Source organism: Marinomonas communis, from assembly GCF_004363305.1.
In the GTDB taxonomy this organism is placed as follows: Bacteria; Pseudomonadota; Gammaproteobacteria; order Pseudomonadales; family Marinomonadaceae; genus Marinomonas; species Marinomonas communis.
Window position 1 is genome coordinate 107,273 of sequence record NZ_SNZA01000001.1, and the last position, 24,405, is coordinate 131,677.

General features: G+C 45.9%; 24 protein-coding genes, 1 pseudogene and 1 riboswitch. Of the genes and pseudogenes, 12 read left to right on the forward strand and 13 right to left on the reverse strand.

Translation table 11 applies throughout. From position 1 onward, the window contains the following. Positions 1-55: 55 nt before the first annotated feature. Positions 56-1,507, reverse strand: a complete 1,452-nt coding sequence (locus tag C8D85_RS00525; RefSeq protein WP_133559412.1) for an aldehyde dehydrogenase family protein — start codon at positions 1,505-1,507, stop codon at positions 56-58. 129 nt (positions 1,508-1,636) lie between these two features. On the opposite strand from C8D85_RS00525, the gene C8D85_RS00530 reads away from it, so the two are divergent. The 5 genes from C8D85_RS00530 to C8D85_RS00550 all read left to right on the forward strand — a co-directional run bounded on the left by C8D85_RS00530 (position 1,637) and on the right by C8D85_RS00550 (position 7,348). Continuing rightward, positions 1,637-2,527: an AraC family transcriptional regulator gene (locus tag C8D85_RS00530; RefSeq protein WP_133559413.1), complete on the forward strand. Its 891-nt coding sequence runs from the start codon at positions 1,637-1,639 to the stop codon at positions 2,525-2,527. 112 nt (positions 2,528-2,639) lie between these two features. Beyond that, positions 2,640-4,031: a cytochrome ubiquinol oxidase subunit I gene (locus C8D85_RS00535; protein WP_133559414.1), complete on the forward strand. Its 1,392-nt coding sequence runs from the start codon at positions 2,640-2,642 to the stop codon at positions 4,029-4,031. A 12-nt stretch (positions 4,032-4,043) separates the two neighbouring features. Beyond that, positions 4,044-5,054 (forward strand): cytochrome d ubiquinol oxidase subunit II, encoded by a 1,011-nt coding sequence (cydB, locus tag C8D85_RS00540; protein WP_133559415.1) that lies wholly within the window; start codon positions 4,044-4,046, stop codon positions 5,052-5,054. 144 nt (positions 5,055-5,198) lie between these two features. Beyond that, on the forward strand, positions 5,199-6,857 hold the full coding sequence (locus C8D85_RS00545; protein ID WP_133559416.1) for a nitrite/sulfite reductase: 1,659 nt from the start codon (positions 5,199-5,201) through the stop codon (positions 6,855-6,857). Beyond that, positions 6,854-7,348, forward strand: a complete 495-nt coding sequence (locus C8D85_RS00550) for a DUF934 domain-containing protein (RefSeq protein WP_133559417.1) — start codon at positions 6,854-6,856, stop codon at positions 7,346-7,348. Before C8D85_RS00545 ends, C8D85_RS00550 begins: the two co-directional genes overlap by 4 nt. Here C8D85_RS00550 and C8D85_RS00555 read toward each other — a convergent pair. Continuing rightward, the gene (locus C8D85_RS00555) at positions 7,342-8,754 is read right to left on the reverse strand and encodes an aminotransferase-like domain-containing protein (RefSeq protein WP_211342103.1); all 1,413 of its coding nucleotides are present in this window, start codon (positions 8,752-8,754) and stop codon (positions 7,342-7,344) included. The two genes, C8D85_RS00550 and C8D85_RS00555, sit on opposite strands and share 7 nt — an antisense overlap. 236 nt (positions 8,755-8,990) lie before the next feature. Here C8D85_RS00555 and ccoG point away from each other — a divergent pair, with 236 nt between their 5' ends. The 6 genes from ccoG to C8D85_RS00585 all read left to right on the forward strand — a co-directional run bounded on the left by ccoG (position 8,991) and on the right by C8D85_RS00585 (position 14,179). Beyond that, the gene (gene ccoG / locus C8D85_RS00560; RefSeq protein WP_133559419.1) at positions 8,991-10,334 is read left to right on the forward strand and encodes a cytochrome c oxidase accessory protein CcoG; all 1,344 of its coding nucleotides are present in this window, start codon (positions 8,991-8,993) and stop codon (positions 10,332-10,334) included. 69 nt (positions 10,335-10,403) lie between these two features. Next, positions 10,404-10,621: riboswitch (cobalamin riboswitch) on the forward strand. A gap of 92 nt (positions 10,622-10,713) precedes the next feature. After that, entirely contained in the window at positions 10,714-11,514 is an 801-nt protein-coding gene (locus C8D85_RS00565) for a DUF4198 domain-containing protein (RefSeq protein WP_133559420.1), read from the forward strand. A gap of 12 nt (positions 11,515-11,526) precedes the next feature. Further along, positions 11,527-12,147 carry a cobalt transporter CbiM gene (gene cbiM / locus C8D85_RS00570; protein WP_133559421.1) on the forward strand — a complete coding sequence of 207 codons (621 nt, stop codon included), beginning with the start codon at positions 11,527-11,529 and terminating at the stop codon, positions 12,145-12,147. Then, entirely contained in the window at positions 12,140-12,745 is a 606-nt protein-coding gene (locus tag C8D85_RS00575; protein WP_133559422.1) for a cobalt ABC transporter permease, read from the forward strand. The genes cbiM and C8D85_RS00575 overlap by 8 nt, the downstream gene beginning before the upstream one ends. Next, positions 12,738-13,520 (forward strand): cobalt ECF transporter T component CbiQ, encoded by a 783-nt coding sequence (cbiQ, locus tag C8D85_RS00580; RefSeq protein ID WP_133559423.1) that lies wholly within the window; start codon positions 12,738-12,740, stop codon positions 13,518-13,520. The genes C8D85_RS00575 and cbiQ overlap by 8 nt, the downstream gene beginning before the upstream one ends. Continuing rightward, on the forward strand, positions 13,517-14,179 hold the full coding sequence (locus tag C8D85_RS00585) for an energy-coupling factor ABC transporter ATP-binding protein (protein ID WP_133559424.1): 663 nt from the start codon (positions 13,517-13,519) through the stop codon (positions 14,177-14,179). Before cbiQ ends, C8D85_RS00585 begins: the two co-directional genes overlap by 4 nt. Positions 14,180-14,233: 54 nt before the next feature. Here C8D85_RS00585 and ykgO read toward each other — a convergent pair whose 3' ends face one another. Beyond that, positions 14,234-14,377, reverse strand: a complete 144-nt coding sequence (gene ykgO / locus C8D85_RS00590) for a type B 50S ribosomal protein L36 (protein WP_133559425.1) — start codon at positions 14,375-14,377, stop codon at positions 14,234-14,236. After that, positions 14,377-14,640 (reverse strand): type B 50S ribosomal protein L31, encoded by a 264-nt coding sequence (locus C8D85_RS00595; RefSeq protein ID WP_133559426.1) that lies wholly within the window; start codon positions 14,638-14,640, stop codon positions 14,377-14,379. The genes ykgO and C8D85_RS00595 overlap by 1 nt, the downstream gene beginning before the upstream one ends. Positions 14,641-14,897: 257 nt before the next feature. On the opposite strand from C8D85_RS00595, the gene C8D85_RS00600 reads away from it, so the two are divergent. Continuing rightward, positions 14,898-16,052 carry an EAL and HDOD domain-containing protein gene (locus C8D85_RS00600; RefSeq protein ID WP_211342104.1) on the forward strand — a complete coding sequence of 385 codons (1,155 nt, stop codon included), beginning with the start codon at positions 14,898-14,900 and terminating at the stop codon, positions 16,050-16,052. A gap of 15 nt (positions 16,053-16,067) precedes the next feature. Here C8D85_RS00600 and hemG read toward each other — a convergent pair whose 3' ends face one another. From hemG to C8D85_RS00645, 9 genes and pseudogenes are all read right to left on the reverse strand, one after another. After that, entirely contained in the window at positions 16,068-16,589 is a 522-nt protein-coding gene (hemG, locus tag C8D85_RS00605; protein ID WP_133559428.1) for a menaquinone-dependent protoporphyrinogen IX dehydrogenase, read from the reverse strand. Between the two features lie 190 nt (positions 16,590-16,779). Then, on the reverse strand, positions 16,780-17,805 hold the full coding sequence (locus tag C8D85_RS00610) for a methionine synthase (RefSeq protein WP_133559429.1): 1,026 nt from the start codon (positions 17,803-17,805) through the stop codon (positions 16,780-16,782). A gap of 40 nt (positions 17,806-17,845) precedes the next feature. Continuing rightward, positions 17,846-18,823, reverse strand: a complete 978-nt coding sequence (locus tag C8D85_RS00615; RefSeq protein WP_133559430.1) for a DUF1852 domain-containing protein — start codon at positions 18,821-18,823, stop codon at positions 17,846-17,848. A 191-nt stretch (positions 18,824-19,014) separates the two neighbouring features. After that, a complete protein-coding gene (locus tag C8D85_RS00620) occupies positions 19,015-19,446 on the reverse strand; it encodes a pseudoazurin (RefSeq protein ID WP_133559431.1) in 432 nt (143 codons plus the stop codon). A 14-nt stretch (positions 19,447-19,460) separates the two neighbouring features. Continuing rightward, positions 19,461-20,168 (reverse strand): annotated as a pseudogene (locus tag C8D85_RS00625) (ABC transporter ATP-binding protein); the annotation flags it as partial. Between the two features lie 44 nt (positions 20,169-20,212). Continuing rightward, complete coding sequence (locus C8D85_RS00630) at positions 20,213-21,265, reverse strand: FecCD family ABC transporter permease (RefSeq protein WP_170178721.1); 1,053 nt, start codon at positions 21,263-21,265, stop codon at positions 20,213-20,215. Between the two features lie 3 nt (positions 21,266-21,268). Further along, positions 21,269-22,267 carry an ABC transporter substrate-binding protein gene (locus tag C8D85_RS00635; protein ID WP_133559433.1) on the reverse strand — a complete coding sequence of 333 codons (999 nt, stop codon included), beginning with the start codon at positions 22,265-22,267 and terminating at the stop codon, positions 21,269-21,271. 111 nt (positions 22,268-22,378) lie between these two features. Next, positions 22,379-23,743 carry a TrkH family potassium uptake protein gene (locus C8D85_RS00640; RefSeq protein WP_133559434.1) on the reverse strand — a complete coding sequence of 455 codons (1,365 nt, stop codon included), beginning with the start codon at positions 23,741-23,743 and terminating at the stop codon, positions 22,379-22,381. Position 23,744: 1 nt separating this feature from the next. Continuing rightward, positions 23,745-24,398, reverse strand: a complete 654-nt coding sequence (locus tag C8D85_RS00645; protein WP_133559435.1) for a potassium channel family protein — start codon at positions 24,396-24,398, stop codon at positions 23,745-23,747. Positions 24,399-24,405 lie beyond the last annotated feature (7 nt).

Here is a 24,405-nt window from a genome sequence, read left to right on the forward strand (position 1 = left end):
TTATATCTCCTTACTTATATTTATTGTGCTAACTAACTCCACGATGGGATGTTTATTAGAGGGTTATCCAACGTAGTTCAGTGAATTCATCGATGCTTGCATCGCCACCAAAGCGTCCATAGCCGCTGGCCTTTAGACCACCAAAAGGTTGTTTGGGATTGTCTCTTACGGTGGACGAATTGATGTGGCAAACACCTGATTCAAGCCTTTGGGCAATGCTTTGAGCTAGGGCATGATCTCGACTAAAAATGGCGGCGGCTAAGCCGTATTCGCAGTCGTTAGCCAAACTAATGGCTTCGTCAACGGAATCGACTGGATAGATGCCAGCAATAGGACCAAAGCATTCTTCGGAATACATCCGCATCATAGGAGTGATGCGGTCGATTAATGTCGCATCGATAAATTGACCTTGGATGGCGGTTCCAGTTAGCAGACGAGCCCCTTGATTTAACGCATCTTCAATTAGTTCAGAAAGTCGTTGGGCGATGGATGGGCTAGCAACGGGGCCAAGCTTACAGTCCTCGTGATTAGGGGACTGTGCTTGTAGTTTTTTCGCTTTCTCAACCAACAGAGTGGTGAAGTCATCCGCAATCGCTTGTTCAACAATGATACGGTCAGTGGCCATGCATATCTGGCCTTGATTTAAAAAGGCACCGTGAATAACAGCGTCACAGGCTTGCTCTAAATCAGCGTCCTGTAAAATGATCGCGGGGGACTTACCGCCGAGCTCCAACAAGCAGCGCTTGAGGTTTTGCGCCGCCATACCTGCAATAATTCGCCCGACACGCGTGGATCCAGTAAAGTTAATACGTCGAATGGCCGGACTGGAAATCAGAAAGCGAATCACATCTTCCGATTGCTCGGGAGCATTATTGATCACATTCAAAACCCCTGCTGGAAGGCCCGCTGCATGAAGCAGCTCCGCGATTAGAATGTGCGTCTCTGGTGACATATCCGATGCTTTGAATATCACGGTGTTACCAAAGATCAGCGGGAAAATAATCGCTCTCATGCCCAGTGCAATGGGGGCATTCCACGGTGCGATGGCTAAACAAATGCCAGCAGGTTGTCGTAACTGATAGCCGTCACTGGACATTTTCGAAGGCACGTTAATAGGGTGTTTATGGGCTAAGTCGATAGCAGCATCGATGACGTCGATGCAGACTTTTAGATTGAAATGGATCCAGTCATTAGTCGCGCCAATTTCGTTACGCATAGCGTTGGCGATCCGTTCACTAAAGCTTGGTAAGAGCTGTTTCGCTTGTTGGAAAATGTGGATACGTGCCTCTAAAGACAGGCTCGCCCAAGATTCAAAACTGCGCGTGGCGGCAAAGACCATCTGTTGCGCATCTCGTTTATTGCCATCTGCAACATAACAAGCCGGTAACTGAGTTGAGGGGTTTAATCGCTCAAAAAAATGACCATCCAGGGCGGGTCTAAATTCGCCATCAATGAACAGATTCACCACTTTGTTTTGCTGCTTGTTAGCCGTCGCTGAATGCGCCATGGAACCACCTTTACCTTATTAATTTTTTTATTGGGTGATGATTAATAACCAGATTAACAACTTATACTCTTTAAAAATTGTTAAATTATGGGTTAATTATGATTTTTATTGGGTATTTTGGAGGTTGGATTGATACAAGAGATTGTCGGTACCAGAATTCACTTCGAAAGTTTCGTTGCAGGGCTGCAGCCCCGTAGCCACTCTCTGAATAGCGCAGATAAGAGAGCGTTTTACTATTTAGTGGTGCAGCAGGAGGGGCATTCTGTTATTCGCTGTGATGAGCAATCCCACACACTGCAGAGCGCTAGTGTGGCGGTCATTTCACTGAATAGCTCAGCTAAATTAGACATGCGCGGTGGTAGTCAGTTATGGCTGATTGGGTTTGATGAGGCATTGCGCTCTATGATCATCGGCAATGAAGTCGACGGGCCTAAAATCAAACAATTACTGCAGCAACCTAGTCTCTTGTCATTAAGTGCGAATGAGCTTGAGAGGACTTTTATTCCACTTATTCAGTTGTTTGAAAGCGAGATTAAAGAAGACAAGAAACGTTCTTTGGTTATCTTATCCTCTTTGTTGAGGGTTCTATTGCTACAAAGTCATAGGGTTTTACAAGATCATTCGAGTGTAACTTCTGAATCCAATGATGAAATACTGGTACAACAGTTTCAGCAATTGATCGAAGTATGTTTTAAACAAAGAGTGCCGCTAACTTATTACTGTGAGCAGATGAATCTCACCTACGATAGGTTGCATGATGTGTGTCGACGCGCACTCGGCAAAACACCGAAAGAATTACTGAGTGAACGGACCCTCATGGACGCCATTTACCGACTTAAAAAATTACCGGATTCGATACAGACAATTTCAAACGATCTTGGCTTTTCCGATTCCAGCCAGTTTAGTCACTTTTTTAAAAAGAAGGTGGGGTGCTCTCCTAAGCAATATCGACAGCAGCAAAAAGAAAGTCATCAACTTTCGACAGCCTCCAAACTGGCCGACTTTTCTGATTGGCCATAGATTTAGCATAATTAGTAAATCTGTCCCTACTAATTATTTGGTTTTTTGTGCCTGTGTCGGTTTTATAAGCTTAACTAATATGGACTTCATCATAAGACGATGAGGTCTCACAATGATCGATCTTTCTGCTATAGATTTGGCGCGAATACAATTTGCGTTCACGGTTTCTTTTCACATTATTTTTCCAGCCATCACCATTGGTTTAGCCAGTTACTTAGCGGTGTTAGAAGGGCTTTGGCTGCGTACTCGTAATCAGGTATATCTCACGCTGTGCAAGTTTTGGATGAAGGCTTTTGCAGTGAATTTCGCCATGGGCGTTGTCTCTGGCATTGTCATGGCCTATCAATTTGGTACCAATTGGAGTGGCTTTTCAACCGTGGCGGGGAGTGTCACGGGGCCACTTTTAACCTATGAAGTGCTGACAGCTTTTTTCCTTGAGGCAGGCTTTTTAGGTGTGATGTTGTTTGGTTGGAATAAAGTCACCGAACGCACGCACTTTATCGCGACCTGCTTGGTGGCATTGGGCACATTGGTGTCCATGACTTGGATTTTGGCATCCAACAGTTGGATGCAAACACCACAAGGTCACGAAATCGTTGATGGCATAGTGGTGCCCGTAGATTGGTTTGAAATTATTTTCAATCCTTCTTTCCCGTATCGCTTGGTACATATGGGGCTTGCGGCTTTTCTATGCACAGCGTTGCTGGTGGCAGCAACGGGCGCTTATCACTTGCTGAAACATCAATACGAAGTTGAGTCTCGCAAGATGGTCATGATGGCGCTTTGGATGCTCGCCATCGTGGCACCATTGCAAGCATTGGTAGGGGATCAACACGGTTTAAACACGCTCGAACATCAGCCTATTAAAGTCGCCGCTATGGAAGGTCATTGGCACCCAGCGGAAGAAGGTGAGGGCGTGCCATTAGTGTTGTTTGCATGGCCTGATAATGAGTCCGAAACCAACCACTTTAGTTTAGAGATCCCGCATCTCGCAAGCTTAATTCTCACACACTCTTTGGACGGAGACATACCTGCACTGACGTCTGTAGCCAAAGAGGATCGCCCAAACGTTGCTTTGGTTTTTTGGAGTTTTCGCATCATGGTGGCGCTGGGTATCGCCATGATCGTCTTGGCTTGGGCGGGATTGTGGCTCAATCGAAAGCAATCACTCTTTCAAAGAACTCGTTTTTTACAGGTTTTGGTCTGCATGGGGCCGAGTGGTTTGGTGGCACTGTTAGCGGGTTGGTTTGTAACCGAAGTGGGGCGTCAGCCATGGGTAGTGTACGGCGTGTTACGTACGGTGGAGGCATCGTCTGCACACAGTGTACAGACCATGACCTTGTCACTGGCCAGTTTTGTCATCGGCTATTTAGCGATCTTTGGCCTCGGCATTTTCTATTTGATTCAACTGCTTCGTAAAGGGCCTCAGCTGACCAGTGATGCACCGCTTTCCGCACAGCGTCCCGCGAGACCGTTATCTGCCGTAAACGATTTGATTAATTAAGAGGAAACACAAATGGGATTAGATTTAGTCACTGTTTGGACGCTCGTCATAGGCTTTGGCCTGATGATGTATGTCCTATTAGATGGGTTTGATTTGGGCATTGGGTTGTTGTTCTTAGGCGTTCGTAATAAACACGACCGTGACATCATGGTGAATTCGGTAGCACCGGTTTGGGATGGCAATGAAACGTGGTTAGTACTTGGGGGCGCTGGTCTAATGGCCGCGTTTCCTCTGGCGTACTCGGTTATATTGGAGGCCCTGTATATTCCTTTGCTAGCCATGCTGTTTGGCTTAATTCTTCGAGGTGTGGCGTTTGAATTCCGCTTTAAAGCCATTCCAAAGCATCAAGGCGTTTGGGATATCTTGTTCTGTGTCGGCTCTTTGTTAGCGACCTTTTTCCAAGGCGCGTCCATGGGTGCTGTGATTCAAGGTTTTGCTGTTGAGAATAGTCAATATGAGGGTGGTACTTGGGATTGGCTGAACTGGTTCAGTATTTTAACTGGCTTTAGTTTACTACCAGCTTACGCGCTACTCGGATCGACTTGGCTCTTGATTAAGACAGAAGGCGATCTATACAAAAAGATGCGCCATTATTCCCATCATTTATTGGTGTGGTTGGGCTATGCCATGACAGCGATTCTGCTGATCACGCCATTTTTAAACGATGCCCTGAGAGAGCGCTGGTTAACCTTGCCTAACTTCTTTTACATGGGCTTTGTACCGATGTTGGGGCTCATGCTGTACACCTGGGTGTACTACGTCATTCGCTTCTCTGATTGGGAAAAATGGCCTTTTGCCATCACCTTAACCATGCTTGGCACTGCTTATTTCACACTGATAACCAGTTTATGGCCAAACATTATTCCACCGTATATCACCACTCATGAAGCCGCTGCTCCAGAGTCCAGTTTACGCTTTGCATTGTGGGGTGTGGTGATCATCGTGCCGGTCATCTTGGGCTATACCTACTGGTCCTACCATGTGTTTCGCGGCAAAGTTCGCGACACGGAGGGGTATCACTAAATGAGTACTTGGCAAAATTTGAAATGGCTAATTTTGCTTTGGGTACTGGGCTTCGCCACAGTGACCGGAGCGGGTTACGCCTTAAAAGGACTGATTTTCCTAACCTTTGGTTAGGTTTCTGTACCCCATTTCTTAGGACAAACTATGTATCAGTATGATGATTATGACCGTGCTCTGGTGACGGAGCGCGTCGCACAGTTTCGTGATCAGGTTGAGCGTTACCAAGCAGGTCAGCTAAGCGAAGACGAGTTTTTACCACTGCGTCTACAAAATGGTTTATATCTACAAAAACACGCTTATATGCTACGCGTTGCCATTCCTTACGGCGTGTTATCTGCAAACCAGTTACGTGCCTTGGCTCAGGTAAGTGATCGTTTTGATAAAGGCTATGGTCATTTTACGACACGTCAAAACATTCAATTTAACTGGGTGAAGTTACCGGAAGTCCCAGACTTGCTGGCCTACCTTGCTGAACATGATATGCACGCCATTCAGACTTCGGGCAATGTGGTTCGCAATGTCACCACGGAAGCCTTTGCGGGCGTGGCGGCAGATGAGGTGTATGATCCAAGGATATTTGCTGAGATCATTCGCCAGTGGTCGACGATTAATCCAGAGTTTTTGTTCCTGCCACGAAAATTCAAAATTGCCGTAAGCGCATCTGAGGAAGATCGTGCCGCGGTCCGTATTCACGATGTGGGGCTGTATTTATTTCGCGATAGCGAAGGTGAGCTTTACTTTAAAGTCATGGTTGGCGGCGGTTTAGGTCGTACACCGTTTATCAGCCAAGTCCTGAATGAGAAGCTGCCGTGGCGCGATTTGCTGACCTACCTAGAAGCAGTTTTACGAGTATTTAATCGCTACGGTCGTCGCGACAGCAAATATAAAGCGCGTATTAAGATTCTGGTGAATACACTGGGTTTAGATGCGTTCAAGGCCGAAGTTGAGCAAGAGTTTCAGCAAATTCCTAAAGACATTAATGGACTGACAGAGAGTGAGTTAAGTCGAATCGCGTCGCAATTTTTACCGGCGGTCTATGAAACCTTAGGTGAAACGGATTTAGAGTTTGCCACGCATTTGCAAAACAATGAGGCATTTTCAGATTGGTACGATTTGAATGTACGTTCCCATAAAGTGTCTGGTTATCGCTCTGTCGTCATCTCCACCAAGTTTCCCAACAACATCCCTGGTGATGTAACCAGCGCACAAATGCGTGGTATTGCAGACATCGCTGAGCGCTTTGGTTTCGGCGAAATTCGAGTGACTCATGAACAAAACTTGGTATTACCTGACATTCCAAAGTCATCCCTCTTTCAAGTATGGGTAGAGCTTAATCGCATCGGTCTGGGGCTGGCGAATCACGCTCTATTGTCTGACATGATCGTGTGTCCGGGAGCCAGTTACTGTAACTTGGCAACGGCTCATTCCTTCCCCGTAGCCGAGCAGGTGGTCAACGCATTTACCCTTGAAGAGCAACAGGACATTGGCCCGGTTAGCATGAACTTGTCTGGCTGTATCAACTCATGTGCTCATCACCATATCGCCAACATAGGTATGTTGGGGTTGAACAAAAGCAAAACGGATCATTACCAAATTACTTTGGGCGGACGCCAAGGAACAGACAGTCGCTTAGGTAAAGTGCTTGGACCAGCCATTGCTGAGTCAGATTTGCCCCAAGCAATCCGTACCCTAATGGACGTCTATCGAAAATACCGAGAAGTGGATGAAACCTTTATCCAAGCGGTTGATCGTTTGGGTCTAGCACCTTTTAAAGAAGCACTTTATCCGGAGGCTCAAGGATGAAAAATGTCATAGTCATCAGCGATGGAGAGGCAAGGGTAGACCTCAATGATCCGTGGCAGTTCGGACAAGAAAGCGAACAGGTAGAGTGCTCAGCTCGAGTTGACGAGGTCGCTACCTGGCTTGAGCATTCAGCTTCAAATCGCAGTCATGGTGTGTTGATTCAGAAAGAAGAAGAGCTTGAATTAATCGCTCCACACTTAGCCAACATCACCATGATTGCCTTAACGTTTAAAGACTTTAAAGATGGCCGTGCATACAGTTTGGCTTATCTACTAAGAACACGCTTTCATTTTAAAGGCGACTTACGTGCAGTTGGGGACGTGATGCGAGACCAGCTGAGTCTGATGCGTCAATGTGGTTTTACCAGCTTTGTAATCAAAGAGGGCAAGGACCCGTTTGACGCCCTAAAGGGCATCAAAGGACTGTCGGTGACCTACTCTGGAAGTGTCAGTAATCCTGCCCCATTGTTTAAACGAGTGAGGCGTTACTGATTTGTCAGTAACGTCTGAAACAATAAGTGAAGCGCTGCTCGGCGGCGCTCAGTTAGCGGTTGCGAGAAGCTAAGGCGCATGTGGTTTTTGTACAAACCATGGGCTGAGAATAATACTCCTGGAGTCAGTACGATGCCTTTTTCCAAAAGGACCTTATAGCTTTGCTTGGTATCGATATGGTCGGGTAGTTCGACCCAACAGCTCAATCCACCATTAGGCTTGGTGAATTTGATTTGAGTGCCCCAGTTCCTCTTAAGCTCCGCTAACAATTGATCCCGTTGCTCTTTTAGCTGTTGACGATGTTGGTTCACATATCGCTTGAAGTGCCCTTGGCTGATGAATTCTGCGAGCCCCTCTTGCACGGCTTGGGGGCTGGCCAGTTGCGTGATTAGCTTAAGTTGAACGATTTTGTGATGCAGTAATCCGCCAGCAATCCAGCCAATACGTAATTCTCTCGATAGGCATTTCGAGAAGGATCCGCACAGAATCACACGACCTTCATCACAGACGCTTTTAATCGGTGGACATAACTCACTACGAAAGCGTAATTCGCCGTAAATATCGTCTTCGATAATATAGAAATCATGCTGATTGGCGAGTTTTACCAAGGCTTTCATATTCGCAAGCGGCATTTTGGAACCGGTTGGCGTATGGAAGTTTGGTGTGACAATACAGGCTTTGATCGGCCAGTCTTGAATTTTCTCGGCAAGCTCCTGTAGATCTAATCCTTTATTGGTGTCGGATGAGATTTCGATTACGTGCAGCCCGAGCTGCTCAAGTTGTTGCAGTGCGCCGTAAAATGCTGGAGATTCAATGGCTACAGTGTCGCCTTTCTGACAAGTCGCCATCAAAGCAAGAAATAGGGCGTGCTGACATCCTGAAGTGATGCATAAATCATCAACGCTTAGACTTGTTTCACGTTGACGGTATAGGTCAACGATAGCGCTACGCAAGCCTACATGTCCCTTTGGTTCATCATAATAATGAGCTTTTTGTTCTGGATGAGAGCGAGACGCTTTGCCGATCATTCGATTCAAGTTAATCAAATGCTGCGCCGCCGGAGTCGAGCCGTCACTGGGCAAGATATCAAATGCAGCGCTGCGGGACATAATGTCACGGAAAATGTCCGGTACGTTTACTTGTGCGGGGATTGAGGGCGTTGACACTTTTTGCGGAGTGTTGAAATCCGCACCGCTTTCTGCCACAAAATAGCCACTCTTAGGGACGGCATAGACCAGTTGATCCGCTTCGAGCTTATGCAGAGCGTGAATGACCGTTGCTTTGGATAGCTCGTGCTGCTTACACAGAGTTCGAACGGAAGGCAGTTTTTCCCCTATCTTGTAACGGCCAGTTTGAATCTGTTGGCGTAACAACACTTCTAGAGCTTCATAACGAAATGTGCCCACTGCGATACCTTCTTAATTTTTTATCTGGGTCTAGTTTAGCGTATTTTTTTTGCATTTTACTAATCTGTGTCGCCCTTTTTATGCAGGGCTTACATAGAAAAACTGTCTTGAAAGCATGAGTTAAATCAAGCTAAGACTGAACAATCACTGTGCCCATTTATTTGCGCTCTATCTGTGTCTAATTCTCAAATTTTATCCCTTTAGAGTGGCCTCAATATTTCGTTGAGGTCCTGTTTATGCAAAAGATCCCCTTAAAAGATACTACTTATAACGAAGGCAAGATTTATGTACGATTGATGAGTGGTCGTTTTCAAACTCTGCGTCGCATCATTAGTTGGCCCATGTTGACGGCTTTTTTTCTGATGGCTTGGCTACGTATCGATGGCGAGCCATTGTTGATGTTTTCCTTTTCTAACCATCGCATTTTGATTTTTGGCTTGGAACTATCTTGGTACGACTTGCAGCTATTAGGCGGGCTCTTGATTGCAGGGGCGACCTTTTTATTTTTTCTCTCCATGTTGGCGGGGCGGGTGTGGTGTGGGTTTGCTTGCCCGCAAAGTGTCTGGACTTGGATCTTTATTCGCATCGAAGACTGGGTAGAAGGCAAAGCCAATCGACGGGCCAAGCAAGATAAGCAGCCCTTACAAACCAGCGTACTTTTTAGACGCTTAGTTAAACACGGCTTATGGCTATTGGTCTCTGTGCTGACGGCGGTTTCATTTACTGGCTACTTTATCGATGTTTACGAACTGCTTGATGAGGCTATGCAGTTTGAATTGCCGATCTATGTAGTGGTCTGGTTGTTAACCGTCATCGGTTTTACCTACCTCAATGCAGGGTTGATGCGCGAGCAAATTTGTCTCCATGCTTGTCCTTATTCACGGTTCCAATCGGTGATGTTAGACCAGCACAGTAAAGTGGTTTCGTATGACCTCAATCGAGGTGAACCGCGCTCAATAAAGCAGAGTGCTCATCAATCTGAAAAAGGGGATTGTGTGGATTGCACGCTCTGCATTCAAGTTTGCCCAGTGGGTATTGATATTCGCCAAGGCTTACAAGCCCCTTGTATCAACTGCGGTGCCTGTATTGACGCCTGCGATTCGGTAATGAAAAAGCTGTCGAAACCACTGGGCTTAATTCGCTTCGCCAGCGAATCAGAACTAGCGGGAGAGACCTACCAGCTCGTTCGTCCACGACTCATCGGTTACTTAACGGTCATGCTGATTGCTTTATCCGTGGTGGCCTATGGCTTTACACAAACCACTGATTTGCTGGTGGAGTTCAATCGCGAGCGAGATGTGATGTATACCGTTCAGGGTAATGGCGAAATCTGTAACTTCTACAAAGTGAAGGCGGAAGTGTTTAACTTAGACGCATCAAGCATGCATGTCGCAGTACAGCCATCTCATTACAAAGTGTATGGCAAAACGGATATTGAACTCACATCAGGGGATGTCTATTGGCGTGCGGTCAGACTTTGCACTGAACAACCTACACCAGGTAAATCCGATATTAAGATGCTGTTTACAGCTGCTGATCGATCATTAGTTAAACCAACGACGTTCTTTGCGCCTCGCTAGGAAGGCTATCCTCGTTTTATTCATACTCATAAGAACATTGCGCAGTTGCTTTTCTTGCTGATCCTACGTAAGTTGTACGCTCTATTAGGTCGTACCTAGGTACAAGTCGTTTTTTGACTTGGGAAGTTGGTGAGCCGCTGTGCAATCCCAACACTGCCCCCGCAACGGTAAATTGGTAACGTCGATTTTAAATGCCACTGTGTGTATTTCACATGGGAAGGTAAATCGACTGTGATACAAAGATCACGCTAATGAGTCCGGATACCAGCCTAATAGTGGTTTACCATGGTGTTGCGGAGGGCTTCACCGAGTAATGATGCATTAGCTGACAATACTTTTCCTCCCAACTCCGACTATTTATTTTGTTGGAGAAATTTTCGTGTTTAAAAAAATCGCCCTAACGGCAGCAGCGAGTGCTGCGCTTTATTCTTCTGTTGCTTCGGCACACTTTCAAATGGTGTACACGCCTGAATTGTTGCGAGAAGCTGGCGGCCCCATTTCATTGAAATTGCCTTTTACTCACCCTTCTGAAAGTGGCCATGTGATGGCGGTCGATGAGCCTGAAGCGTTTTACGTGGTTAAAAAAGGCAAAAAAACAGACCTTCTCGATACGGTTAAACCCAGTCAATGGACCAGTGCAAGCAACACAGGCTCCTCTTATGAAGCACAGTATTCATTACGTGGTTTAGGGGATTATGTCTTTATCTATGAGATGGCGCCTTACTACGAAGCATCAGAAGACATCTATATTCAGCAGATTAGCAAATCGATTGTTAACGTTGGTAGCTTGCCAACCGACTGGAATGAGGACTTTGGCCTAAAAGCTGAAATCGTACCACTGACCAAACCTTATGCGATTTATGAAGGTGGCACGTTTACTGGCGTTGTGCGAAGTGAAGGGCAGCCTGTGCCATTCGCTGAAATTGAAGTGGAATACGTCAACTATGAACCTAATTCTGACACGAATGCCTTTGCCAGCGAGGGGAATATTGAGCCACCCGCTGATGCCTTCATTACAATGACCATTTTCGCAGATGCCAATGGTACTTTTACCTTTGGGATTCCTAAAGCGGGCCAGTGGGGATTTGCGGCCTTAGGTGTGGGTTCTGAAACCGAATACAAAGGTAAGGAGCTGTCTCAAGATGCTGTCATTTGGGTGCAAGCTCACGCCATCAAATAATAGGATTAAGATATGCATATAGTAGACGGAGCGTTATCTGTTCCTGTCTTAGCCACCGGCGCCGTGTTAACGGCGGCCGGTGTGGCTTTAGGCTTAAAGAAGATGGATTATGACCACCTTCCGCAGGTGGGCGTATTGTCCGCTGCGTTTTTTATTGCCTCTTACATCCATTTACCGATTGGTTTTTCGAGCGTGCATTTGATTCTTAACGGTTTAATCGGATTGGCACTTGGGTGGGCTGCGTTCCCTGCGTTATTGATTGCGTTATTCCTGCAAGCCGTTTTCTTTGGCTTTGGCGGTTTTGTCGTGTTGGGCGTCAACACGTTGAATATCGCGTTACCTGCCGTTCTGGTTTACTACGGTTGCCGCTATGGTATTCAGTCCAGTTCCCCGAAAGTGGCTGCCATATGGGGGGCAATCGGCGGAGCTGGAAGCATTATCCTGACGACCTTAATGGTCGCCGTGTCTTTGATGCTATCGGGAGAAGGGTTTGCGTTGGCTGCCAAAGCGACGTTTATCGCACATATACCGGTGATGATCATCGAAGGTTTTGTGACGGCATCTGCGGTGCTGTTGATCCGTAAAGTGAAGCCTACTTTCCTTGGATTGGATGAGGAACGTGTCTATGGCTAGATGGCGATTCATTCTGACGGTCTTGTGCATGTGCTCGCCTTTTATGGTTCAAGCACACAATGTGATCAGCGGTGTGTATGCAATAGGCTCAACCATAGAAGGCGAGATCGGTTTTTCAAATGGTGACATGGCGGCTGAAGGCACGGAAGTGATTGTGTTCGATTCATTGGGTAATGAGTTAGGGCGTGTGAAAACCGATGCGGAAGGATTGTTTGCCTTTGAGGCGAACAAGCGTATTGATCACTTTTTCTATGCCAACCTGAGTTCCGGGCATGTGATGGAGGAAATGCTCCCCGCAGACCAACTACCGGAGTCTTTGTCGGGAGACGCTGTTAAAACTGACAATGGCGATTCGAAGCAGGCATCTAAAACGGCTTCATTGTCTACCTCAGGGATGGATCAAGCGGAGCTTGAGGCCATGATTGAAAAAGCTGTGGCGAAGCAAGTGAAACCGTTACGCCAAGAATTGATGCAGTATCAAGCGAAAGCTGGGATGCAAGATATCTTAGGCGGTATTGGTTACATCTTTGGCCTATGTGGCTTAGGGATTTGGTGGCGCCAGCGTCAAAAAGAGAAACAGGAAAAGGCAAATGCCTGAGTTTCTAGAGCACAGCGGCACCTCTTGGCAAGGTCAAAAAGTCAAACACCAACGTTCAATCGTGGATCATATAGATCCTCGCTCGCGGGTGGTGATGGCTTCCTTGTTTGCCCTGATCACTGTGTTATCACAGAGCTATTTAAGCTTGTGTGTCGCTGTGGGTGTAGGTTTACTGTTAGCAGTTCTCGCTAGATTGAACCTAAAACGCACCTTACGTCGAGTGCTGGCGATGGATATGTTTATGATTTTTCTGATCATATTGTTGCCTTTTACTACACCTGGAGAGACTTGGTTCAGCATCTTAGGTCTTTCAGCCAGCAAGGAAGGTTTTCTCCATGCTGTCGTGATCCTATTGAAAGCGCATGCTGTGGTACTAGCACTGTTAGCGTTGATTGGTACGCTTAGCGCTACGGTGCTCGGCCATGCTTTGGCACGCTTACGCATCCCTGATAAGTTGGTGCACTTGATGCTTTTCACAGTGCGCTATTTAGAAGTCATTGGGCAAGAGTACAAACGTATGCGACGTGCTATGAAAGCCAGAGCCTTTGTATTGCGTACTGACCGACATACTTGGCGCTCGATTGGCTACTTAATCGGTATGCTATTGGTCCACTCATTAGAGCGTTCAGAACGTATCATGGATGCTATGAAGTGCCGCGGATATCAAGGCAAGTTCTATTTATTTGACGATATGCGCTTGAGCCAGAAAGACCTGACTTTCAGCCTTATTTTTACACCTGTTTTGTGTCTATTGATCGGATTAAATTTTCTATGAGCAGCGATGAATCTTTTTTCAAGGTAACTGGTTTAAGCTATCGCTACCCGAGACGGGGCGTGGTGTTGGATCAGGTGGATTTTGAATTGAAAAGAGGAGAGCGAGTAGCGCTCACAGGTCCAAATGGTGCGGGTAAGACGACTTTTTTACACTTGTTGGTTGGCTTAAAGAAGCCTAAAACAGGCCAGATTTGGGCGTTTGGTCAAACGCGTAATGACGAAAAAGAGTTTGTGGAGGTGCGCGCAAGGGCAGGTTTTTTGTTTCAAGATCCAGATGACCAATTATTTTGTCCGACGGTGTTAGAAGATGTGGCATTTGGCCCCTTGAACTTGGGTAAGTCTCGGACCGAAGCTTTGCAGATTGCTAAAGATACATTGGCCTCACTTGGTATGGCTGGGTTTGAAGAAAGGATCACTCACCAACTTTCAGGCGGTGAAAAGCGCATGATAACGCTGGCCGCCGTCTTAGCAATGGAACCTGATGTACTATTGCTAGACGAGCCGAGTAATGCATTGGATGTAAAAGCGCGTCAACGTTTGATCGATACGCTTCTTAGCTTGCCTCAAGCCATGGTCATAGTGTCCCATGACGCGGATTTAGTTGACCAATTATCTACCCGTGAACTGCGTCTTGAGAACGCAGCATTAACAGATATTTAAGCCATTGTTCAAAGGGACTACCAAATCGGTTAGCCCCTTTTTCTATTCTAGAAACTACCGTTTCTTCCCACCTTTGCCTTGTACGGCTTTAAATCGTGGATTTGATTTACAAATCACGAATAGTCGACCACGGCGTTTTACCACTTGACAGTCTGGGTGGCGCTTTTTAGCAGTTTTCAGTGATGACAAGACTTGCATTAACGTGCTCCTTTTAACTGATGAGAACCAAAGCGACGTTTGAAGTTTTGAACACGTCCTTCCAACTGTGTGGCACGTTGCTCACCGGTGTAGACCGGATGAGAAGCCGAGGAAATATCAATGGTGTGGTAGGGATAGGTGTTCCCGTCTTTCCACTCAATTGTCTGTGAAGTTTTTAGTGTCGTTTTGATTAGGAAATAGGTGTCTACACTAGTGTCATGAAATACGACTGTACGGTATTCCGGGTGAATGTTTGAACGCATAGGGTGCCTCCTTGAATGTTTTAATTATGTTATATCATAACATTTATTATGTAAATGATAATTGATATCAAAAAAATGGCCTTAAATTGCTCATCGCACCTTTTTCATTTTTAGTGGGAGAAAAAACCGATGAACATGTAATAAATGACAGCAAACTTTGTTTCTTATATATTTTTATAGATATTTCTTTGAAGTGAACTCTTATGCCTAAATCGCAATCTTATTGCATAGCTTTGCAGCCAATATGTGATTCAGACATGGTTCATGTAGCGGATGAGCTGCTTTACCGGTCTACGTCATCTATGTCGAAAGCAGTGATCGATGATGAACTTGTCGCAACGGCAAGAGCTTGTAATGCAGCCTTCTATGAAACCGGTATTGAAAACCTCTGTGGCAGTGGCAAGTTATTTTTTAACGCCCCCAGAGAATGGTTGCTAAAACCTGAGCTTCTGCCTCCGTATCCCGAACAAGTTGTTATTGAAGTGTTAGAGAGTGTTGAAGGGGATGCCGACATTATTGTGGCCCTTCAACATGTAAAGGCGTTGGGTTATCAAATCGCATTAGATGACTTCGTTCTTAATGATCAAACACGTCCCTTACTGGAGGTGGCCGACATCATTAAGCTCGATATGCTAGATGATCAGCAAAATAACAATATTGAGCTCTACTTAGATAAAGGCATAACGCTCTTGGCTGAGAAGGTTGAAGATATTGATACATTCGAGCGTTGTAAGGGTATGGGGTTTACGCTTTTTCAAGGGTATTTCTACGCAAAGCCTGAAATCAAAAGCGCGACTGAAGTGGATCGCAGTGGTAATGCAAACGCCAGACTCGAAATACTAAATGAGTTGTACAGTGATCAAGTCGACCTTGATAAAGTCGAAAAATTATTGGTAATGGAACCTCAACTGGTCCTGCGTTTGTTAAAGATGATTAACTCGGCGCAGTATAAACGAGCTAATACCATCAGCAGTTTGCACCAAGCGTTAACCTTGCTGGGGATTGAGAAGCTGAGAACTCTGGTGAGTACATTAGTCCTCGCGAATGATGATCCTTGCAAAATGTTGCTACTATCTAAAGTCCTGACTCGTGCCGCGATGTGTAAAGCACTTGCTGAAAATGAGTTTAAAGCCAATGCGGACGAAGCCTTCATGGTTGGCATGCTATCCATGGCTGACTTAATGTTAGGTCAGCCGATTCAAAAGGTGTGTGAACATATGCCACTGCAACAAGAGAGCGTCGATGCACTCATTCGACAGAACGGCAAGTTGGGCAGCATTTTAACGCTCGTAAAAACGTTTGAGAAAGCAGGCTTACACTCGGCCAACGGTAATACCGTCGATAAACTTAATACCTATTACCTAGACAGCCGGAGCTGGGCTATGACAATGCTAGCAGGGCTTTACGATTAGATGTATTAGTTCAGATTAGAGTTGCTGGAATGCATCCGCGATACGATCAACCTGATCCCAATCAGTGAATTCAATTTCGCTATCACCAATCTGTTCGCCACTCATTTTAAAGATCAGTTTGATCATCAAACGGTCGAAGAAGCTATTGTTTGCTAAATGTAGTTTGCCTGCAAAAACGGCTTCGATGTCTGCATGAATCCCCGTTTTATGCTTAAGTTTAATAAAATATAGATTGTTTGAAGGTGAGCATTTGTTGGCTTTTCTGGCGGTGGCATTAACGCTAAATAACAACGTCTTCTTTGTGCTCAGTGAGATCGACTGTTCGATTAAAAAGCGCTCAAAATCTGGTCGATGTTTACCATAGCGAACGCTCCCGCCCAAAATAACCTTTTCATAGTCTGCTAAATCAACAGATGTCACCCCATGAATATCGATTATGGTCACATCGTGATTGGTCTTGATATGTTCGCCAATACGCTGGCAAATTTTTCTAGTCTGACCGTCTACACTTGAAAAGAGCGCTAGCGTTTTTATCATCACGAATGCCTTTTAGTCATTTGCCAGCCAAACCAACCCTTTGCTGATTAGGCTTAGTTTGGCTGTCTTTTTACCAATAATTGTATGGAATAAAACAGGCGATCAATTCATATCAGCTCTGCTGAATGCCATCCTCTTAATTGGAATACGATGTGGGCATTAAGTTCAGTGACAGGACAATCCGCTTCTATCAAGCGATTTCTTTACGAATAATGTCTGCACCAGCTGCCAAGGCTTGCAGTTTGCCTCGTGCTACTTCGCGTGGAAGCGGAGCCATGCCGCAGTTAGTGCACGGATATAGCTTATCTGCATCGACATACTTCAACGCTTCGCGAAGTGTTGCGGCCACATCTTCTGGTGTTTCTATTGTGTGGTTAGCCACGTCAATTGCCCCCACCATGACTTTCTTGCCTCGAACCAGCTCCATAAGCTCCATAGGGACATGTGAGTTATGGCATTCCAGCGAAATGATATCGATGTTTGAGGCTTGTAATTTCGGAAATATCTCTTCGTACTGACGCCATTCGGTACCTAATGTCTTTTTCCAATCTGTATTGGCTTTGATTCCATAGCCATAACAGATATGAACAGCGGTTTCACACTTAAGCCCTTCGATTGCCCGTTCAAGGCAGGCAATGCCCCAAGCGTTCACTTCATCAAAAAAGACATTAAACGCAGGCTCGTCAAATTGGATAATGTCGACACCCGCGGCTTCCAGCTCTTTTGCCTCTTGGTTAAGTATTTTGGCAAATTCCCATGCCAGCTTTTCACGACTGTGGTAGTGATCATCGTATAGGGTATCAACCATGGTCATCGGACCAGGTAAAGCCCACTTGATAGGTTGTTTGGTTTGTTGACGTAGAAACGTTGCATCGTCGACAAACACAGGTTTTTGTCTAGACACTGGGCCAACAACCACAGGAACACTGGCATCGTAACGGTCGCGAATTTTGACCGTTTTGCGGTTTTCAAAGTCCACTCCATTTAAGTGCTCAATAAAGGTTGTCACAAAATGTTGACGTGTCTGCTCGCCGTCACTCACGATGTCTGTGCCCGCTAAAAGCTGCTCTTGAAGTGCGACACGAAGAGCATCTTGTTTCCCAGCAATCAGTTGCTTGCCTTCGAGTTTCCAAGGGGACCAAAGCGTTTCAGGCTCCGCTAACCATTCTGGTTTTGGCAGGCTACCTGCGGTAGATGTTGGTAATAGTGTTTTCATATTCCGTTGCTCTTATCAGTGTGAATTTCTTAGTTGTACGTTACAGGCCAAAGTTGGCCGACCATTGGTTCAGAATCGTTTGATAAGGCTTAATAAAATGCTCCTCAGTAAACTTTCCTTGTTTGACTGCCAACTGGCTTCGTTCTTCTCGGTCGTATTCGATCTGAGTGAGCGAATGATCAAGATGTTTTAGGCTGGGCTTGAATCGCTCGCCAGCGGCAGCGTTGGCATTGTAAATCTCCGGACGATAGATCTTTTGGAAGGTTTCCATCGTGCTGATCGTGCCAATAAGTTCTAAGTTGGTGTAATCATTAAGAAGATCACCAAAGAAGTAGAACGCCAGCGGTGCGGAACTGTTGGCAGGCATGAAATAGCGCACCTGTAGCCCCATTTGTTTGAAATAGGTTTCAGTGAGCGAGGACTCATTTGGGACGTATTCAAAGCCAAGAATAGGGTGTTTATTTTCGGTTCGCTGATAGATTTTGGTTTCAGAAACGCTTAAACAAATCACCGGCAGCTTGCTGAAATGTTCTTTGAAAGTTGAAGATTGAACAAAACTCTGAAAAATCTTGCCGTGTAGCGCACCAAAATTATTGGGAATGCTAAAACCCTGTTTATCTTTATTGTGTTCTTGCAGCAATACGCTGAAATCGTAGTCGCGTACATAAGATGAGAAATTATTGCCCACTAAACCAGGAATGCGCTCGTTTGTTCTTTGATCAACGATTTCCGTTTTAAGAATCTCAATGGTGGGAAAGGTCTGGCCATTTCCAGTTACATCAATGTCCACCGACACAATGTCAAGCTCTACAGAGTAACGATCACCCGTCGGGTTGTCCCAGTTGGCCAGAGCATTAAAGCGATTATTGATCATTCGTAGCGTATCACGAAGATTGGCCTCGCGACGTTTGCCACGCGCTAGATTGGCGAAATTTGTTGTGATACGTGTGTTTTCTGACGGCTGATAGTGCTCATCAAACCGAATAGTACTTACTGAAAACTCAAATGCTTGGCTCATGCTCAACTCTTCCTATCTTATGGGGATCGCACCCAGTTAGACTTCCTGCCTTCTTTGATCTGTTCAATTCTCCAGAAGTCAGTTGCTGTGATGTGGAGGAATACAGTAGTTGGAAATTTATTATGAGTAAAATTTGTTGTTTTCAGATTGTGATGAATTTCACTAATGTTATTGTTTGAACATATCGCAAATCAATTTGCATAGAACTCTTTAATATCTGCAATACGCTTCTGCGCCCGCTGTGGCAAGTTTTCAGGCGCGGATACAGTACTTAGGTTTTTGTCACCCACTTGGATAACCATTACCATGCCCATCGCCATGTGGGGTGTGCATTCAATGCCATAAATGCCTTCCTGATCAAAAGACATGACGATTTCTTCATTGATATTACCGCGAAAGGTCGTTGCACCTTCTGGCCACATGTTAGCGATCGTCGCGGCATTATGCCCTGGCGCAGTACGAAGGAATTTGACCGTATCACCAGGCTGGATATTTAAGTAACTTGGCTCGTAAGACATGGCACCGAGCTGATTACGGTTGACCATTTTTACTTCATATTGTGCGGCGTAAAGCGTGCTGGCAATAAGGCTAGTGCCTAATATAGTCAGTAAAGATTTGAACATAATATCGTTCCTTGTTAATTCAAAAGTTGTATGTGAGGAGGGTGATCAGATGAATGGATGATTCGCGAATGTACATCGAATACATCAAGGATAAACGCCTCGCTGATGAGTTCTGCTGGTTTACCTTGGGCAATTACACGACCGTCTTTCATGGCAATGATGCGATCAAAGCGCAATGCATGGTTTAAGTCGTGGACGGCAACCAGCATGGTACGTTGAATGTTTTCAATCAAAGAGAGCACCACCATTTGCTGTTTAATATCGAGGTGATTGGTGGGCTCATCCATGACGATAAAAGGAGTGTTCTGCGCCAGTGCTCGCGCAATATGAAGGCGTTGTTGCTCCCCACCAGACAGCGTGTGCCAATGTTGGTGGCGCTTGTGTGTCATGCTGACTTTTTCCAGTGCGTGATCGACATGGGATTGGTGGGCTGTGCCCCATCTTTCAAAGGCTTTAATCCAAGGAGTGCGACCTAGGGCAACGGCGTCTTCTGCTTTGACCAATTCTTCGGTGGTGGCTTTTTGCTGAACAAACGAAAGGTGCTGGGCAAGCGTTCGCCTAGGATAGTGCTGAACAGTGATATCATCCAATGCAATATGACCAGAAGTTGGCTTATTAAGACCGCAAATCAAACGCAGCAGCGTCGATTTACCGCACCCGTTAGGGCCAATTAAAGCAACGCGCTCTCCCTTTTCTAAGGCAAAGGAAATATCTCGTAGCAGTGTTTTTTTACCCAGTTGGTAATGAACGTTAGAGACCGTTAGATTCACTGCTTCTGTCCTCTGATCAATACCAGCGCAAAGCAAGGCGCACCAATTAAGGCGGTGACCACGCCAATAGGCAATACTTGGCCGGGGATAACGATGCGCGAACCAATGTCGCAAAAGATTAAAAACAGAGCGCCAATCACGGCACATGCTGGTGCTAGGATTAAATGGGAGCTACCAAAGATAAACCGAGCAGCGTGGGGGATAACGAGGCCCACAAAACCAATGGCACCCACCATCGACACCATAACGGCTGTCATCATCGCGGTTCCAAAAATCAGAAACACTTGCACACGGCGAACGGAAATCCCAATAGACGCTGCCGCATCCGAGCCGAACAAGAAAGCATCCAATGAACGAGCATGCCAAATAACCAAAGCCAACCCTGCGATAAGAACAGGTACAGCCACGCTTACTTCTTGCCAGCGAGCACCTGATAAGTTGCCCAATAGCCAGAACATAATCCCTCTGGCTTGCTCAGCATTGGCAGATTTAGCGATCACAAACGCCGTCAAGGCATTAAACAGCTGCGAGCCAGCAATACCGGCTAAGATAATCTGAGTAGAGATATTGCCACTACGGCGCTTTGAAGCAAGAGCCGACAGTAGCATAACGAAACCAAATGCCAGAATCGCACCAAGCAAAGCGCCAAAAGACATGCTTAAGACACCAATACCCACTCCCGCAATGGTAACCATGACAGCACCTGTGGAAGCCCCCGCAGAGATCCCTAGCAAATAAGGGTCAGCCAACGCATTGCGTAACAGCGATTGAAGCACCAGCCCCGTAACCGCTAAGGCCGCACCGCAACATGCCGCCACTAATGTGCGCGTGAGGCGATAATTCCAAATAACGCCTTGATCAATGGGATGGATAGGGTAGTCAGCGCCAAATGCACCATTCGCAATGGCCTGAACAACGGTGGTGAAATCGATATTGGTTTCCCCCACCGCGACACCAGTCGTGATCGCGGCCAGCAACACCAACACTGTGAGCAAAACAAATAAAAAAGGGTGACGTGACATCACCCCATTTAATAACTGAAAAGGCATGGATTAGAGTTGTTCCACTGCGTCAGTCAGTTTCTCAAGGCCATTGATGAGACGAATGGTCGCGTCCATTTCCAAGGCGTCCATGATAACAATATTGCCTTGTTTCACTGCATCCATCTCTTTCGTTACAGGATCGTTTTTGATGAATTCTAGCTTTTTCTCAAAATCATCGGCAGGGAAGCGACGACGGTTCATTTTCGCGATCACGATAATATCTGGGTTAGCTTTAGCGAGCGTTTCCCAACCAACAGTTGGCCATTCTTCATCTGACTGAACTACGTTTTCAATGCCCAAGGTTTTCATTAAATAGCCCGCTGCGCCTTTTTGACCAGCAACGTATGGATCAATGTCCATTGCCGCACTTGAGTACCAGAAGACAGCCGTTTTACCTTGGCTACCTGCCGCTTTAGCGCGTTCGATGGCGGTGCTTTCACGTTGTTTTAAAGACGCCACTAATTGATCACCTCGATCAGACACATCAAAGATATCTGATAATTGATCGATCGACTTATACAGTGCAGCGGTTGAGAATTGGTCTAGACGAGTGCCATCAAGGCCCACCGAATTGTCTTTGTTGTCACAGTCGGTCGGAAGGATATAAGTTGGAACCTTTACATCATGGAACATGTCTCGCGTCGCCACGATACCTTGATCACCCACATGCCACTCATATTGAACGGCCACTAGCTCAGGTCGCTTCTCCAAAACTGACTCGAAACTTGGGTCATTGTCAGCCAAACGCGGAATGCCAGCGTTGACTTCTTTAAACTCAGGCAGGACTTCGTTAAACCAAACTGAGGTGCCCTTAACTTTATCGCTAAGACCTAATGTGTACAAAATCTCTGTAGCCGCTTGGCCAATTGTCACAGTGCTTTGGGGGGCTTGTTGATAGGTGTGCGTAAAACCACAGTTTTCAATGGTTAAAGGATATTCCGTTGCTAAGGTGGCCGTTGAACTAAACAAGGTCACCGCGATAAGCGACATGGAAAAAACTGACTTCATTGGAACTCCGTTACCAATATGACTGATCAAAGCGCGCTATTTTAAAGGCTATCCATATGCTCTGCTATAAAAAATAATTCTCATCTGACTGAGGCGTTTTCATCACCACTCTTACCCAATTGCTATTTTTGTTTCCGCAAAGCGAAGCTTCTTTTGGCGCGGTGCTGCCAAAATATAAGCGAGGGTCAACGGTCCCACACGACCTATAAACATTAGAACGATGATAATGAATTCACCTTGTGATGTGAGTTGACTAGTGAGCCCACGAGACAAGCCTACCGTACCGAGTGCTGATACCGCTTCGAAGAGAATGTCTAGCATAGGAGCATGCTCAGTAAGCAGTAGCAAGAAAACCGCTAACCATGTCACTCCGGCAGAGATCATGGTGATTGCTAAGGCTTTTTTAATGCTCTCTTTGGAAATTTCCCGGTTGAACGCCAGTACCTGTTCATCTCTTCTTAGGAAGGAGTAGGTCGCCAGTAGTAGGACGATAAAGGTAACAACCTTGATGCCGCTTGCCGTGCTCATAGAGCCTCCGCCAATAAACATTAGCATTAACATCATGAGAGTGGATGAGTCTTCTAATTGATCAATCGGTAAGGTATTAAAACCAGCAGTTCTGGGTGTCACAGCCTGAAACCAAGCCGCAAGCCATTTGCCGGATTCACTTAAGTTAGCGAGTGTGTTTGGGTTATCTTGCTCAATCAAGTAGATAGCGATTAATGCAACACTGTTCAGTGCAATCGTGCCGAGAATCATTAAGCGACTGTATACAGTGAGCTTCGACCAGCGTTTCTTACGCTTAATATCAATCCAAACCGAGAAACCTAGTCCTCCGATGATGAACAATGCAGTTATGGTGATGTTTACAACAGGATCACTGACATAGGGAATGAGACTGTCGGCACTGAGAGCAAATCCAGCATTGTTAAAAGCGCTAATGGTATAGAAAAAGCCATGAAACAGACTGGTTTGCCAGCCTAATTCATCACTCCAATACATTGCTAAAATCAGCATGCCCACCAACTCTACCGTTAAGGCAAAGATGATGACAGACTTGGCCGTAGCGATGAGTGTTGAAGAGTCCGTCTGATTAAAAGCCTCCTTTGCGACCACTTTTTCTAGAAATCCGATACGTCCCCCAAGGGCAATCAAGGTCACAATGGCAAACGTCATAAGTCCCAAGCCCCCCAACTGAATCAATAGCGCAATCACCAATTGACCGAATAAAGTGAATGCGGAGCCAGTATCGACCACGACCAGTCCCGTAACTGTGACAGCGGATGTGGCGGTAAAGAAACTTTGAACCCATGAAATGGGTTCATAAGTGGCAACCGGCAATTTAAGTAGGGCTGCACCGATGATGATTAACAATAAAAAGCCGCCGCTTAAAATTGTGTAGGGGGCGTACTGTATCTTTTTTGCAGATGAACAGCTGCGTTCAATAGGAATGTGCTTAGGGTGCCATTGAATCATCTTACACCAACCTAGGTGCGAGATACTTGAGTTCGGATCTTGTGCCACATAAGAGTAAGGTATCGTTCTTTTTCAGAGTAAAAGCTAAGTTAATATCTTCGACTAACTGATCGCCTCTCTTAACCAACAGCGCTCGAACCGTTGATTTCAATTTACCTAGTAAGCGCCCCATCGCCACACCATCTAACGCTGTTTTGATGTTGATCTCAACCACATAGAGACCATGCCCAAGAGATAGGTAATTATTTACCATGGGGTAGTTGAGTGCTTGCGCGACTCTGATTCCCATATCCTCCTCAGGATGAATGATACGCTGAACACCGAGTTTTGAGAGAATAGTATGGTGAGCCTTGGTTGTGGCTTTTACCCATATCTCCTTAACCCCGAGATTCTTCAATGCCAGAGTACATAACAGGCTAGACTGCATATCCTCACCAATAGCCACTAACACAGCTTCGCTTTGTGTCAGTTCCAGCTCGCGTAACGTGTTTTCATCCGTCCCATCACAAATAGCGACTTGAGTCAGTTGATCGACTATTTGATCTACTACTTTGGCATCACAGTCTATTCCTGTAACCGTATGTCCGAGATGAACGAGTTCGAGACTCGCAGCGATACCAAAACGCCCGAGCCCAATGACAGTAAAATGTGCCATTAAAAAC

Bases quoted from the DNA above. Each gene is read 5' to 3' on its own strand.
- C8D85_RS00525 (WP_133559412.1), bottom strand. From the start codon at position 1,507: ATGGCGCATTCAGCGACGGCTAACAAGCAGCAAAACAAAGTGGTGAAT.
- C8D85_RS00535 (WP_133559414.1), top strand. From the start codon at position 2,640: ATGATCGATCTTTCTGCTATAGATTTGGCGCGAATACAATTTGCGTTC.
- cydB (WP_133559415.1), top strand. From the start codon at position 4,044: ATGGGATTAGATTTAGTCACTGTTTGGACGCTCGTCATAGGCTTTGGC.
- C8D85_RS00545 (WP_133559416.1), top strand. From the start codon at position 5,199: ATGTATCAGTATGATGATTATGACCGTGCTCTGGTGACGGAGCGCGTC.
- C8D85_RS00550 (WP_133559417.1), top strand. From the start codon at position 6,854: ATGAAAAATGTCATAGTCATCAGCGATGGAGAGGCAAGGGTAGACCTC.
- ccoG (WP_133559419.1), top strand. From the start codon at position 8,991: ATGCAAAAGATCCCCTTAAAAGATACTACTTATAACGAAGGCAAGATT.
- cbiM (WP_133559421.1), top strand. From the start codon at position 11,527: ATGCATATAGTAGACGGAGCGTTATCTGTTCCTGTCTTAGCCACCGGC.
- C8D85_RS00575 (WP_133559422.1), top strand. From the start codon at position 12,140: ATGGCTAGATGGCGATTCATTCTGACGGTCTTGTGCATGTGCTCGCCT.
- cbiQ (WP_133559423.1), top strand. From the start codon at position 12,738: ATGCCTGAGTTTCTAGAGCACAGCGGCACCTCTTGGCAAGGTCAAAAA.
- C8D85_RS00585 (WP_133559424.1), top strand. From the start codon at position 13,517: ATGAGCAGCGATGAATCTTTTTTCAAGGTAACTGGTTTAAGCTATCGC.
- ykgO (WP_133559425.1), bottom strand. From the start codon at position 14,377: ATGCAAGTCTTGTCATCACTGAAAACTGCTAAAAAGCGCCACCCAGAC.
- C8D85_RS00595 (WP_133559426.1), bottom strand. From the start codon at position 14,640: ATGCGTTCAAACATTCACCCGGAATACCGTACAGTCGTATTTCATGAC.
- C8D85_RS00600 (WP_211342104.1), top strand. From the start codon at position 14,898: ATGGTTCATGTAGCGGATGAGCTGCTTTACCGGTCTACGTCATCTATG.
- hemG (WP_133559428.1), bottom strand. From the start codon at position 16,589: ATGATAAAAACGCTAGCGCTCTTTTCAAGTGTAGACGGTCAGACTAGA.
- C8D85_RS00610 (WP_133559429.1), bottom strand. From the start codon at position 17,805: ATGAAAACACTATTACCAACATCTACCGCAGGTAGCCTGCCAAAACCA.
- C8D85_RS00615 (WP_133559430.1), bottom strand. From the start codon at position 18,823: ATGAGCCAAGCATTTGAGTTTTCAGTAAGTACTATTCGGTTTGATGAG.
- C8D85_RS00620 (WP_133559431.1), bottom strand. From the start codon at position 19,446: ATGTTCAAATCTTTACTGACTATATTAGGCACTAGCCTTATTGCCAGC.
- C8D85_RS00630 (WP_170178721.1), bottom strand. From the start codon at position 21,265: ATGCCTTTTCAGTTATTAAATGGGGTGATGTCACGTCACCCTTTTTTA.
- C8D85_RS00635 (WP_133559433.1), bottom strand. From the start codon at position 22,267: ATGAAGTCAGTTTTTTCCATGTCGCTTATCGCGGTGACCTTGTTTAGT.
- C8D85_RS00640 (WP_133559434.1), bottom strand. From the start codon at position 23,743: ATGATTCAATGGCACCCTAAGCACATTCCTATTGAACGCAGCTGTTCA.
- C8D85_RS00645 (WP_133559435.1), bottom strand. From the start codon at position 24,398: ATGGCACATTTTACTGTCATTGGGCTCGGGCGTTTTGGTATCGCTGCG.